The organism is Streptacidiphilus sp. MAP12-20 (assembly GCF_041262525.1).
Taxonomy (GTDB): domain Bacteria; phylum Actinomycetota; class Actinomycetes; order Streptomycetales; family Streptomycetaceae; genus Streptacidiphilus.
This window is the reverse complement of record NZ_JBGCCK010000022.1, coordinates 81,702-93,711: the sequence shown is the minus strand read 5'-3', so window position 1 is coordinate 93,711 and position 12,010 is coordinate 81,702. Positions and strand designations below refer to the sequence as shown.

Annotated in this window: 12 protein-coding genes; 11 read left to right on the top strand and 1 reads right to left on the bottom strand. The window is 72.3% G+C overall.

What is annotated here, in order from left to right:
- The first annotated feature begins 244 nt into the window (after positions 1–244).
- Complete coding sequence (locus tag ABIA32_RS26380; protein ID WP_370100372.1) at positions 245–1,726, top strand: S8 family serine peptidase; 1,482 nt, start codon at positions 245–247, stop codon at positions 1,724–1,726.
- Between the two features lie 16 nt (positions 1,727–1,742).
- Here the strand turns inward: ABIA32_RS26380 and ABIA32_RS26375 are convergent, their stop codons facing one another.
- Positions 1,743–2,417 (bottom strand): TetR/AcrR family transcriptional regulator, encoded by a 675-nt coding sequence (locus ABIA32_RS26375; protein WP_370100369.1) that lies wholly within the window; start codon positions 2,415–2,417, stop codon positions 1,743–1,745.
- A 126-nt stretch (positions 2,418–2,543) separates the two neighbouring features.
- On the opposite strand from ABIA32_RS26375, the gene ABIA32_RS26370 reads away from it, so the two are divergent.
- The 10 genes from ABIA32_RS26370 (at position 2,544) to rny (ending at position 11,910) form a co-directional block, all read left to right on the top strand.
- On the top strand, positions 2,544–4,139 hold the full coding sequence (locus tag ABIA32_RS26370; RefSeq protein ID WP_370100366.1) for an MFS transporter: 1,596 nt from the start codon (positions 2,544–2,546) through the stop codon (positions 4,137–4,139).
- 159 nt (positions 4,140–4,298) lie between these two features.
- On the top strand, positions 4,299–5,150 hold the full coding sequence (locus ABIA32_RS26365; RefSeq protein ID WP_370100363.1) for an AraC family ligand binding domain-containing protein: 852 nt from the start codon (positions 4,299–4,301) through the stop codon (positions 5,148–5,150).
- A gap of 4 nt (positions 5,151–5,154) precedes the next feature.
- Positions 5,155–5,964: an AzlC family ABC transporter permease gene (locus ABIA32_RS26360; protein ID WP_370100360.1), complete on the top strand. Its 810-nt coding sequence runs from the start codon at positions 5,155–5,157 to the stop codon at positions 5,962–5,964.
- Positions 5,961–6,272: an AzlD domain-containing protein gene (locus ABIA32_RS26355; RefSeq protein WP_370100358.1), complete on the top strand. Its 312-nt coding sequence runs from the start codon at positions 5,961–5,963 to the stop codon at positions 6,270–6,272. Before ABIA32_RS26360 ends, ABIA32_RS26355 begins: the two co-directional genes overlap by 4 nt.
- Positions 6,197–6,529 (top strand): helix-turn-helix domain-containing protein, encoded by a 333-nt coding sequence (locus ABIA32_RS26350; RefSeq protein WP_370100426.1) that lies wholly within the window; start codon positions 6,197–6,199, stop codon positions 6,527–6,529. Before ABIA32_RS26355 ends, ABIA32_RS26350 begins: the two co-directional genes overlap by 76 nt.
- A 43-nt stretch (positions 6,530–6,572) precedes the next feature.
- Entirely contained in the window at positions 6,573–6,767 is a 195-nt protein-coding gene (locus ABIA32_RS26345; RefSeq protein WP_370100355.1) for a DUF3046 domain-containing protein, read from the top strand.
- Between the two features lie 230 nt (positions 6,768–6,997).
- Positions 6,998–8,047, top strand: coding sequence for a right-handed parallel beta-helix repeat-containing protein (locus ABIA32_RS26340; protein ID WP_370100353.1), 1,050 nt, complete (start codon positions 6,998–7,000; stop codon positions 8,045–8,047).
- A gap of 164 nt (positions 8,048–8,211) precedes the next feature.
- The gene (recA, locus tag ABIA32_RS26335; RefSeq protein WP_370100350.1) at positions 8,212–9,381 is read left to right on the top strand and encodes a recombinase RecA; all 1,170 of its coding nucleotides are present in this window, start codon (positions 8,212–8,214) and stop codon (positions 9,379–9,381) included.
- 5 nt (positions 9,382–9,386) lie between these two features.
- Positions 9,387–10,121, top strand: coding sequence for a regulatory protein RecX (locus ABIA32_RS26330; RefSeq protein ID WP_370100347.1), 735 nt, complete (start codon positions 9,387–9,389; stop codon positions 10,119–10,121).
- A 373-nt stretch (positions 10,122–10,494) separates the two neighbouring features.
- Positions 10,495–11,910: a ribonuclease Y gene (gene rny / locus ABIA32_RS26325; RefSeq protein WP_370100345.1), complete on the top strand. Its 1,416-nt coding sequence runs from the start codon at positions 10,495–10,497 to the stop codon at positions 11,908–11,910.
- Positions 11,911–12,010 lie beyond the last annotated feature (100 nt).

Genomic DNA, 12,010 nt, shown 5'->3' with positions numbered 1-12,010 from the left:
AAGCAGAGCCCCGCGCCCCTGGAGGTGCAACCAGCGCCCCGTTGTGACCTGACGCGCTCATGCGGCGGAGCCGTGCATCGGCAGAGATCCGCGCCTCCGGAGGTGCAACTACAGGCGGGAGCGAAGGGAAGCGCTGCGTGTCCCCGGTCGGCGCAGCTGAACAGGCGAGGGGACAAAGTGATCCATATCGTATGAATATCCCTGCCCAGGGCGCAGCTTCCGCGCCCCGAACCGTGGAGGCCTGGTGGCGCGTGTCGCGAAGGGCCTGCGATCCGCGACGGCGCGCTGCGCCGTCGTGCTCGCGTTGGTGACGCTGCTGCTCGGCGGCGCCGTCCCCTACGTCGGCGGCACCGGTCGCCTCTACCTCGCCTACCTCGTCGTCGCCACGCGGCCCGACGCCGGCGGGATCGCCGCCGCCGACGACGCGATCCGCGCCGAGGAGGGGGTCGTCGGGCAGGAGTACCCCCAGATCGGCGTGGTCCTCGCCTTCGCCTCCGCCACCGACTTCGGCATCCGGGTGCGTGAACACAACGGCATCGCCGCGGCCGGCGCGAGCCGGACCGCGCCGGTGCCGGACCCGAGGGGCGTCAGCGCCGGGCTCATGGTCCAGGCGGCCGCCGCCGAGCGCTCGGCCGTCGCGGACGCGACCACCGGGGCCCGTGCGGACGACATCCCGATGGCCGCCGACCCGCACGGCCGGACCCAGTGGAACCAGACCATGGTGGGCGAGAGCACCCGCCTCTCCGACGCCGACGCCGCGGCGCTCAGCAATGTCGTCGTCGCTGTGCTCGACTCCGGCGTCGACGACACCCACCCGGACCTGCGCAGCGCCGTCGATCCGAGCCGCTCCGTCTCCTGCGCGACCGGCTCGCCGGACACCAGGGCCGGTGCCTGGCGCCCGGACGCCGGGCTCGGCGAGAGCGGGCACGGCACGCACGTCAGCGGGATCATCGCGGCGAACCGGCCCGGCCAGGGCGTCGTCGGCGTCGCGCCCGGTGCGCGGATAGCGGCTGTGCGGCTGCTGGGCGACGCCGGGCAGTACTACGGCGAGAACATCGTCTGCGGCTTCCTCTGGGCGGCCGACCACGGCGCCCAGGTGATCAACGACAGCTACTTCGCGGACCCGTGGAAGTACAACTGCCCCGAGAACGCCGACCAGGCGGCCGTCATCGCCGCCGTCGGCCGCGCCGTCCGGTACGCGCAGGGCAAGGGCGTGCTGGTCGTCGCCTCCGCCGGGAACGACGCCCAGGACCTGGGCGGCCCGCGCGTCGACGACCGGAGTCCGAACGACCGCACCGACGGCGGCACCGCCGCGGTGCGCCACCTGGGCAAGGAGTGCATCCGCCTGCCCGGCGGCCTGCCGGGCGTGCTGGACGTGAGCGCTTTGGTGCAGGACGGCAGTCTGGCCGCGTACTCCAACTGGGGCAGCGGGCAGGTCGCCCTCGCGGCCCCGGGCGGTGACCCGGACGGTGGGATGGCCCAAGCCGTCGTCTCCGACTGGCCCGGTGGCCGCTACGCGGCCCTGGCCGGGACCTCCATGGCGGCGGCGCACGTCAGCGGTGTCGCGGCGGTCGAGGCCGCGCGGCACCCGGGCGTCCGGGGTGCGGCCCTCGCGCGCCTGCTGGAACAGCAGGCGCTGCCGCTCGGTTGCCCGTCGCACAAGCCCGGTGGCAAGGACTGCCCCGGCGGCGCGTACTACGGCTACGGGCTGGTCGACGTGCGCTGAGCAGCCGGGGGGCGACTTACCGGGTGCCGCGCTTGGTCAGCTGTTCGAAGTAGCCGAGCAGGAGCGCGCACAGCTCCGCGGTCAGCGCAGGGACCTGCGCCTCCTCGGCCGCGACAAGAAGCGGAAGCACTCCCTTGTAGGCGGCCAGGGTCACCGTCGCGGCCAGTCGCAACTCCGAGTCGGGGAGCTGCGGCGCGTAGATGGCCAGCAGCGCCGCGATCCTGGCGTGGGTCCGCGCGACGAGTGGAGCCTGCAGGTCGACGACGTGCGCGGGGGTGTCGCCGCCGACGAAGAGCACCAGGCAGGCCGGGTTGTCCCGGTGGAACGCGACGATCGGGCCGAGCGCGCCGGTCAGGGCCGCGTCCAGCGGGGTGAGCACCGGATCCACCACCGCGAACGGGGCCAGCAGCTCGTCCAGTTGATCGGCGTAGGCGCCGGCCAGAGCGGCAGCGATCGCGTCCTTGTTCGGAAAGTACTGGTAGAGCGAGCCGGGGGAGACGCCGGCCCGGGCGGCGATGGCATTGGTCGTGGTGGCCGAGTATCCGGACTCGACGAAGACCTCGCCCGCGGCCTGGAGCAGCTGGGCGATCCGGCGCTCACCGCGCGCCTGACGACGCCTGGGCCGCTCGGCGTCGGGCTCGGCGGCTGCAGCTTCTGCGGGCTGGGCGGGGGTGGTGGTCTCGGCGCTCACCCTGCCGATGGTAGGGCGCGTTGACGAATGCGAGCAATCACTCGTAATCTCAGAAGCGGGATATGCGAGCAAATGCTCGCGTTCTCTTCCTGGTCCTGTCATGCCCTTCTGCTCAGGGGGACACCCATGTCCGCTTCCATCCACACACCAGCCGAGGCGTCCGCTGCTCCCGGTTCAACGCAGCCCGGCTCACCACCGCCCGGTGCCGCCGCCCGAACACCAGGGCGCGGCTGGACGCTCGCGATCGTCTCGATCGCGACCTTCATGCTGATGCTCGACCTCACCGTCGTGAACGTCGCACTCCCGGACCTGCGCAACGCGCTGCACGCCGACTTCTCCGGCCTGCAGTGGGTCCTCGACGCCTACGCGCTGACGCTCGCCGCCTTCCTGCTGACCGGTGGCTCGCTCGCCGACCGGCTCGGCCGCAAGCGGGTCTTCATCGCCGGATTCGGCCTCTTCACCGCCGCTTCGCTGGCCTGCGGGGCGGCGCCCGACATCGTCGCGCTCAACGTCGCCCGTGGGCTTCAGGGCGTCGGCGGGGCCGTGCTCTTCGCCGTCGGGCCGGCGCTGATCGGCCAGGAGTTCCGGGGCAAGGACCGGGCGAAGGCCTTCGGCGTCTTCGGCGGCGTCTCGGGTCTCGCGATCGCCTTCGGTCCGCTGATCGGCGGAGGACTGACCAGCGGCGTCGGCTGGCGGTGGATCTTCCTGATCAACGTCCCGATCGGGGTGGCCGCGATGGTCCTCGGAGTCCTCCGGATGCGTGAGTCCCGGGAGCCGGGCGCCCACCGGGTGGACTGGGTCGGCCTGACGCTCTTCTCGGTCGCGCTCTCCATGCTCGTGCTCGGCTTCCTGCGGGGCGAGGCGGAGGGCTGGACCAGCCCGCTGATCCTCTCCCTCTTCGCCGGCGGGGTGGTGCTGCTCGCGATCTTCGTCCTGGTCGAGCGGCGGGCGGGCGCGGCGGCCATGCTCGATCTCTCGCTCTTCCGGATCCGCACCTTCAACGGGATCTCGGTGGCGACGTTCCTCGGCAACGCCGCGGGCATGTCCGCGATCTTCCTTGAGGTCTCCTACATGCAGAACGTGATCGGCTCCTCGCCCTGGGAGGCCGGCCTGCGCTTCCTGCCGCTGACGCTGATGCTCTTCGTGGCCGCCGCGGTGACCGGCAGCCTGACCGTCGCGGTGCCGCCCCGGGTCCTGGTCGGGGTGTCGCTCACACTGATCGCGGTCGGGCTGGTGCTCGTCCGGCTGGTCGACGTGCACAGCGGCTGGACGGCGATGCTGCCGAGCCTGATCGTGACCGGAGCCGGGATGGGCATGTTCAACCCGCCGCGCGCCTCCATCTCCATCGGGGTCGCCGAGCCCGCCCGCGCCGGGATGGCGGCGGGGATGGGTGAGACCTTCCAGCAGGTCGGCATCGCCATCGGGATCGCGGGCTTCGGCGCGCTCTTCCAGCACCGGGTCGGCGACGCCTTCGCCTCGTCCGTGCCCGGCGCGAGCGAGACCGCCAGGCAGGCCGTCGCGGCAGGGGCCGGGGACCAGTTGGCGCGAACCGTTCCGGCGGCCATGCGGCAGACCGTGGCGGAGGCGGCCCGCTCGGCGTTCGTGCACGGCCTCGGCGACGTGCTGCTGATCTGCGGCGGCGTGGCCGGTCTCGGCGCGCTGATCGCCTTCCTGACGCTCAGCCGTAAGGACCTGCACGAGAGCGCGCTCGCGGAGGCCTGAGCCGGTGCGGCGGGTCAGGCGGGTGAACCGGTGGAGCATCCGAGGAGGTGCCCCACCGCCCGGTCGCCGACCGCTCCCGCATCGTGGACGACGCCTCGGCGGCGGCCTTCCTGCGTGCCAGACTGGCAGGCAGGGAGGCCGCGTCGTGAGTGGAAGAGCATGAACGAAGAGAGTGCCCACTACTGGCAGCATCCGGCCCTGCCCGGCGTCGATCTGCTGCGGGCCCACTACGTCCGCCACTCCTTCGGCAAGCACACGCACGACGGGTACGTCCTCGCCTCCATCACCGCCGGGGTCGAGGCCTTCCACTACCGGGGCGGCCTGGAGGTCGCCCCCGCAGGCAGCGTCGCGCTCGTCGAACCGGACCGCGTGCACACCGGGCACGCCGGGGTGCCGGACGGCTGGAGCTACCAGGTGCTCTATCCGAGTTCGGCTCAGCTCGCCTCCGTCGCCGCCGAGTTGGGCGCGGCACCGGGCTCGCCGGGCTTCGGCACGGCCGTCGTCCACGACGACGAGCTGACCCGGCTGGTGCAGCAGACCCACCGGGCCGCCGAACAGAACCAGGTGCTGGCGGCCAGCACCTTCCTGCGGCTCGCGCTCGCGCGGGCGGTGCGGCAGCACTCCTCGCAGCGCCTGATCCGCTCCGCCGCCGGCGGCGTGCTCGGCGCCGCGACGGCCGCGCGCGACCTGCTGGTGGCGCGGCTGGAGGAGCCGCCCACGCTGGAGGAGCTGGCCGACGCGGTCGGCGCGCGCCCGTTTCCGCTGCTCCGCGCCTTCCGGGAGACGTACGGACTGCCGCCGCACGCCTGGCTCACCCAGCAACGCGTGCGGACGGCACGCGCGATGCTGGACACCGGCGCCTCACCGGCGGACGTGGCGGTGGCCGTGGGCTTCGTCGACCAGGCCCACCTGACCCGGCACTTCAGGCGCATCATGGGCGTGCCGCCCGGTGCGTACCGTCGGGTGCGCAAGAACGTACAAGAAACGATCGGTCGATCACCCGCAGGATGAGCGTATGACCGCTCTGCAGCACGGCCGAGAAGACGTCGAAGACATCGAAGAAACGCGCAGCGCCGCTGTCGCTGCTGCCTCCGGCCGGCCCGGCCGGCCCGACCGGGCCGTGGTGCGGGACTCGCTCGCGGTGGGTCTCGCGGTCGGCGTCTCCGGCGTCGCGTTCGGGGTCACCGGCGCGGCCGCGCACCTCACGGTGTGGCAGATCTGCGCACTGAGCCTGCTCGTCTTCACCGGGGCCTCGCAGTTCGCGCTGGTCGGCTCGTTGGCGGCAGGTGCCGCACCGTTCGCCGCGGTGGCGGGCGCGCTCTTTCTCGGCGTGCGGAACAGCTTCTACGGCATGCGGCTCGGGGAGCGACTGCAACTGCCACGTTGGGTACGGCCGTTCGCGGCGCAGGCGGTGATCGACGAGACCGCCGCCGTGGCGCTCGTCCAGCCCGACCGCCGCTCGGCGCGGCTCGGCTTCACGGTGACGGGCGTCTGCCTCTACGCGGTCTGGAACGCGACCACCTTCGCGGGGGCGATCGGCGCCGACGCGCTGGGTGACACCTCGCGCTACGGACTGGACGTCGCCGGCCCGGCGGTCTTCCTGGCCCTGCTGGCTCCGCGGCTGCGCGAGGGCGGCGAGGAGCGGGCGGTCGCCCTGCTCGGGGCGCTGCTGGCGCTGGTGGCGGTGACCTTCCTGCCTGCGGGCATGCCGGTGCTCGTCGCACTGGCAGCCGTCCCGGCGGTGGCCTTCGCCCGCTCGGCGCGCACGCGCACGCGCACGAAGAAGAACGAGAACAACGAGAAGGCAGAGGAGCACGCACGATGAGCACGACCTGGCTGGCCATCCTGGGGACGGCGGTGGGCTGCTACGCCTTCAAGCTGCTCGGTCTCTCGGTCCCTGCGGGCCTGCTGGACCGCCCGGTCGTCCGGCGCTTCGCCGCGCTCGCGCCGATCGCGCTGCTGGCCGCGCTGACGGCGCTGCAGACCTTCGGCCAGGCTCCGCACGGCCTCACCGTCGATGCCCGTGCGGCGGGCCTCGCCGCCGCGGGGATCGCCGCCTGGCGCCGCGCGCCGTTCCTCGTGGTCGTCCTGGTCGCGGTCCTCGTGACGGCGGCCGTGCGGGACCTGACCTGAGCAGCGGGGCGCTCGCCGCGCTGCTCGACCCGCTCGCCGAACGCCCTGAACTGCTGGCCACCCTCCGCGCCTACCTGGCCCGCCAGCAGGACCGCCGGGGCACCGCGCGGGAGCTGGGTCTGCATCCGAACACCGTGGACAACCGGCTGGCCAGGGCCAGCGAGCTGATCGGCGTCGACGTCACCTCGCCGCGCGGCTACGCGCTCGCCCTGACCGCCCTGACGCTCCGTGAGCTGCGCCCTCCCGAGCCGGGGTGAGCAGCCGCCGAGGGTGGGTCGCGCCCGGAGTCATAATTGGCGCATGCGTCTGACCGAGTTCTGGAAGAGGATGAACGCCCACTTCGGTGCGGCCTACGCGGAGAGCTTCGCTGCCGACCATGTGATGAGCGAGCTCGGTGGCCGCACCGTCAACCAGGCCCTGGACGCCGGGTGGGAGGCCAAGGACGTGTGGCGCGTGGTCTGCGCGTCGATGGGCGTGCCCACGTCCCGGCAGTAGCAGGAGTAGCAACGGGGGGCCGGGCCCCGGCGGGGCCGCACCGCCGAGGACGGCGGCTGAGCGCATGGGCTGAGCGCACCGGCTGACGCGCCGGCTGAGCGCATCGTCCATCTGGACGTGTAGCCGCGCGGGGACAGTGAGCGATCTGCTCATATGACTGTGATATCCGAAATTGACGGGCTCTGATCCCGCTCGGCTCGCAGGCGGCCCGTGAGTTCCCTAGGAGCACCATGCGGAATCTGCAGACTCCCCGGCGCCTCGCGGCGGGCGTCGTCCTCGGTCTGGGCCTGGCGGCGCTGCCGGCGACCGCCGCCCGCGCTGCCACGTTCGTTCCTTGCAGCGTGAGCGCGCTGATCGCCGCGATCAGTGCCGCCGACAGTTCGGGCGGAGGCACCCTGAACCTGGCCCCGGGCTGCACCTACACGCTCACCCGCCCGTTCAACTCCTCGGACGCCGGGCTGCCGGCCGTCACGGCCGCCATCACCGTCAATGCTCCGGGTGACACCATCGAGCGCTCCTCGGCGGCCGGCACTCCGCAGTTCTTCATCATCGGGGTCGACGGCGGCAAGCTCACCCTCAACGGCGCCACAATCAGAGGCGGGAACACCCCTGGCGACGGCGGCGGCATCCAGAGCATCAATGCGGGTTCGGTGACGCTCCAGTCGAGCACGGTGACGGGCAACACCGCAGGCGGCGTGGGCGGCGGAATCGCCTCCTTCAAAGGCGGCACTCTGACGCTGCGGTCGAGCAGCGTCCAGCACAACACGGCCGCCGGTTCCGGCGGCGGTATCTTCAGCGGCAGCGCCCTGACCCTGCAGTCCAGCTCTGTCGGAAGCAACACCGGCGACAGCGGTGGCGGCGTCTTCATCGGAGCGAACGGCAGACTGACGATGCTGGCCGGCGACGTCAGCGGCAACACCGCCGCCAGTGCGGGCGGCGGCATCCTCAACGCCGGCACCGCCCCCGCGACGCTGCAATCCGCGCTGGTCAAGGGCAACGCGGCCGCGGTCAGTGCCGGCATCAGCAACCACGGCACCATGACGCTGCTGGCCAGCACCGTCAGCGGCAACACCGCAACCACCTCCGTGGCCGGCGGCATCGCCAACGGCGGCACCCTGACCCTGACGGGCGGCACTGTCAGCGGCAACAGCGCCGCCGTCGCCCCTGGTGGCATCTTCAACAACGGGGGCACGGTAGCGCTCGTGGGCGCCTCCGTGACCGGCAACCATCCGACCAACTGTGCCGGGAGTCCCACCTCCGTGCCCGGGTGCTCCGGCTGAGCGGAATCACGGAATGCGCGAGAATCGAACGCGCGTTCCCTATACTTGATTCCGGCACGTTATCCACAGGCTTGTGCTCAACGAGGGCCGTTTGTCAGTGGTGCGCGCTAGCGTCTTCGGTGATGAAGCGCTCAGCACAGACACAGACCCCCAAGGTGGCACCCATGGCAGCGAACGACCGCGAGCGGGCACTCGAAACAGCCCTCGCGCAGATCGAGCGACAATTCGGCAAGGGCTCCGTGATGCGCCTCGGCGACGAGGCGCGCGCGCCGATCGAGGTGATCCCGACCGGCTCGATCGCCCTTGACATCGCTCTCGGCGTCGGCGGGCTGCCGCGTGGCCGCGTGGTCGAGGTCTACGGCCCCGAGTCCAGCGGTAAGACCACGCTCACCCTGCATGCGGTGGCCAGCGCGCAGAAGCTCGGCGGCGTCGTCGCCTTCATCGACGCCGAGCACGCGCTCGATCCCGACTACGCCAAGAAGCTCGGCGTTGACACCGACTCCCTCCTCGTCTCGCAGCCGGACACCGGCGAGCAGGCGCTGGAGATCATGGACATGCTGATCCGCTCCGGCGCGGTCGATCTGATCGTGGTCGACTCGGTCGCGGCCCTGGTGCCGCGCGCCGAGATCGAGGGCGAGATGGGCGACTCCCACGTCGGTCTGCAGGCGCGTCTGATGAGCCAGGCCCTGCGCAAGATCACCGGTGCGCTGAGCCAGACCAAGTGCACCGCGATCTTCATCAACCAGCTGCGTGAGAAGGTCGGCGTCATGTTCGGCTCCCCGGAGACGACGACGGGTGGCCGCGCGCTGAAGTTCTACTCCTCGGTCCGCCTCGACATCCGCCGGATCGAGACGCTGAAGGACGGCACGGAGGCGGTCGGCAACCGCACCCGCGTCAAGGTCGTCAAGAACAAGGTCGCCTCGCCGTTCAAGCAGGCCGAGTTCGACATCATCTACGGCCAGGGCATCAGCCGCGAGGGCGGCCTGATCGACATGGGCGTCGAGCACGGCTTCATCCGCAAGTCCGGCGCCTGGTACACCTACGAGGGCGACCAGCTGGGCCAGGGCAAGGAGAACGCCCGCAACTTCCTCCGGGACAACCCGGATCTCGCGGACGAGATCGAGAAGAAGATCAAGGAGAAGCTGGGCGTCGGCCCCAAGCTGGACACTCCTGAGGGCGCCGCTCCCGCCGTGGGCGAGGCCGCTCCGGCCGCCCCCGCGGCCAAGACGCCGGCGGCGCGCGGTTCGAAGGCCAAGGCGGCCGAGCCGGCCAAGGCTGCTGAGCCTGCCAAGGCCGCCGAGCCGGCTCCGGTCCCGGTGGAGGCCAAGGCCTGAGCCCGATGACGAGCGAGAGCGGGTGGGGTCCCCGCGACTGGAGCTCGAACGGGGCCGGCGGCACGTGGACGGAGTCCGTCTCCGCCACTGCCGCCGCCCCTGAGCCCGAGGTTGATTTCGCGCCTTCCGCTGCTCCTGCGGCGAGGCGCAGCGCCAGGCGCTCTGCCTCGGTCGGATCGCCTGCGCCTGCGCGCGGAGCGGCTGCCGAGGAGCCGAGCGATCCCGCCTCCCGGGCCCGTGACATCTGCCTGCGGCTGCTCACCGGCTCCGCGCGCACCCGGCGCCAGCTGGCGGACGCCCTGCGCCGCAAGGAGATCCCGGACGAGGTGGCGGAGGGCGTGCTCGACCGCCTCGAGGAGGTTGGGCTCATCGACGACGCCGCGTACGCCCGCAGCTGGGTCGAGCAGCGTCAGCGCAACCGGGGTCTTGCGCGGCGCGCGCTCGCGGGCGAGCTGCGTGCGAAGGGCGTCGACAGCGAGCTGGTCGCACAGGCCGTCGCCGAGGTGGATCCCGGCGACGAGGAGGCCGCGGCCCACCGCCTGGTGGAGCGCAAGCTCCGTTCGACGCAGAATCTCGACCGGCAGGTCAGGATCCGCCGCCTGGCCGGCATGCTCGCCAGACGCGGCTACCCCGAGGGCCTCGCGCTCCGCGTGGTTCGCGCGGCGCTCGACGCAGAGGCGGCGGACGAGCCCGACGACGCCGGCTTCGAGGACGACGATTTCGAGGACGGCAGCTTCTAGGACGCCGACTTCGGCTGAGCGGGCTCCCAGCTGCCGCTTCGGCGACCACCGCGCGAGCCGGGGACGGCCGCAGCGGGTTCGCTCCGCGGGCGGGTCCACGCGGTGTTCCCCACTGGCGGCGGCGGAGGCGCAGCTGGTGCTGGAGCACCCGGCCCAACGTCGGTGCCGTGCTGCCGCGGCCGACCGAGGCCCGCTGAGTCGCAGCCCGACGTGGGGGCGTGGTTGCCGAACGGTCAGGATCGGTCGCTATCTTGACCGTTTCGTAACCTGCACCTAGCCTCACCATGAGGGATGAGGGATCTCTGCTCGCCTCGTACCGAGATCGCACCGTGATCGCAGCGTGATCCTGCGACCGGGACGGGGAGGGCCGACCATGCTGGCAGCTGGCACCACGACGAGCGCGCTGGTTCCCTGGCTCTCCGTCGTACTCGCCTTCCTGGTGCTGGGTGTGGCCGGTCTCGCTGTCCGCCAACTCCTGCGCGGCGCCCGGGAACGAGCCGCGGAGCTGGATCGCAGGGAGCAACGGACCGCCGAGCGCGAGGCCCGGCTCGACGCGGAGCAGCTCCGGCTGCGCGAGCGCGAGGCAGAGGCCGCCCAGGTCCAGGCCGAGCTCGCCGCCCGCGCGGAGACGCTGCGCGCCGAACGCCGCGAAGCCCTGGAGCGTGCCGCCGGACTGAGCGCCGCCGAAGCCCGCGCTGAGCTCGTCCGAAGCATGGAGCAGCAGGCCAAGCGTGAAGCCGTGCTGACGGTCCGTGAGATCGAGCGCCGCGCCCGCACCGAGGGGGAGAGCCGCGCCCAGGAGATCGTGGCCTCCGCGATCCAGCGGGTCGCCGCGCGGCAGACCGCCGATTCGGTCATCACCTCGCTGCGGCTGCCCAGCGAGGACATGAAGGGCCGGATCATCGGCCGCGAGGGCCGCAACATCCGCTCCTTCGAGGCGGTCACCGGCGTCAACCTGGTCATCGACGAGACGCCGGAGTCCGTGCTGCTCTCCTGCTTCGACCCGGTCCGGCGTGAGGTCGCCCGGCTCACCCTCGAGGAGCTCGTCGCGGACGGCCGGATCCACCCGCAGCGCATCGAGGACGCCTACGAGCGCAGCCTGATCCAGGTCGAGCGCCTCTGCCAGAGTGCCGCGGAGGACGCCGTCGCGGAGGTCGGCCTCGACGAGCTCCATCCCGAACTGCTGCGCCTGCTCGGACGCCTGCGCTACCGGACCTCCTACGGCCAGAACGTGCTCGGCCACCTCGTCGAGTCCGCACACATCGCCGGGATGCTCGCGGCGGAGCTGCGGGTGGACCCGGTCCTGGTCAGGCGCAGCACGCTGCTGCACGACATAGGCAAGGCCGTCACCCACGAGGTCGATGGCAGCCACGCCCAGATCGGCGCCGAACTGGTGCGCCGCTACGGCGAGTCGGAGGACGTGGTCCACGCGGTGGCCGCGCATCACAACGAGATCGAGCCGCAGACGGTCGAGGCGGTCCTCACCCAGGCCGCCGACGCCTGCTCCGGCGGTCGGCCGGGGGCCCGCCGCGAGTCGGTGGAACTGCATGCGCGGCGGCTGGAGAAGCTCGAGCAGATCGCCCGCCGGCACGAGGGCGTCTACAAGGTCTATGCGATGCAGGCTGGACGCGAGGTCCGCGTCATGGTCCTGCCGGAGGCGGTGGACGACCTCCAGGCCCAGGTCATCGCGAAGGATGTGGCCCGCGAGGTCGAGAACGAGCTCACCTACCCGGGGCAGATCCGCATCACGGTCATCCGCGAGAGCCGCGCCACCACCTTCGCGCGCTGACGCGCGAGGCGCCCACACGCCGGCAGTTGACGACATGGCGTGGGCTCAAGGGCTCAAGGGCTCAAGGGCCCGGGGGCGCGCCAGGGCGTAGCAGCGGAAC

Coding starts and splice junctions, on each gene's coding strand:
- ABIA32_RS26355 (WP_370100358.1), top strand. CDS start 5,961: ATGAGCACGACCTGGCTGGCCATCCTGGGGACGGCGGTGGGCTGCTAC.
- ABIA32_RS26345 (WP_370100355.1), top strand. CDS start 6,573: ATGCGTCTGACCGAGTTCTGGAAGAGGATGAACGCCCACTTCGGTGCG.
- rny (WP_370100345.1), top strand. CDS start 10,495: ATGCTGGCAGCTGGCACCACGACGAGCGCGCTGGTTCCCTGGCTCTCC.
- ABIA32_RS26360 (WP_370100360.1), top strand. CDS start 5,155: ATGACCGCTCTGCAGCACGGCCGAGAAGACGTCGAAGACATCGAAGAA.
- ABIA32_RS26365 (WP_370100363.1), top strand. CDS start 4,299: ATGAACGAAGAGAGTGCCCACTACTGGCAGCATCCGGCCCTGCCCGGC.
- ABIA32_RS26340 (WP_370100353.1), top strand. CDS start 6,998: ATGCGGAATCTGCAGACTCCCCGGCGCCTCGCGGCGGGCGTCGTCCTC.
- recA (WP_370100350.1), top strand. CDS start 8,212: ATGGCAGCGAACGACCGCGAGCGGGCACTCGAAACAGCCCTCGCGCAG.
- ABIA32_RS26330 (WP_370100347.1), top strand. CDS start 9,387: ATGACGAGCGAGAGCGGGTGGGGTCCCCGCGACTGGAGCTCGAACGGG.
- ABIA32_RS26370 (WP_370100366.1), top strand. CDS start 2,544: ATGTCCGCTTCCATCCACACACCAGCCGAGGCGTCCGCTGCTCCCGGT.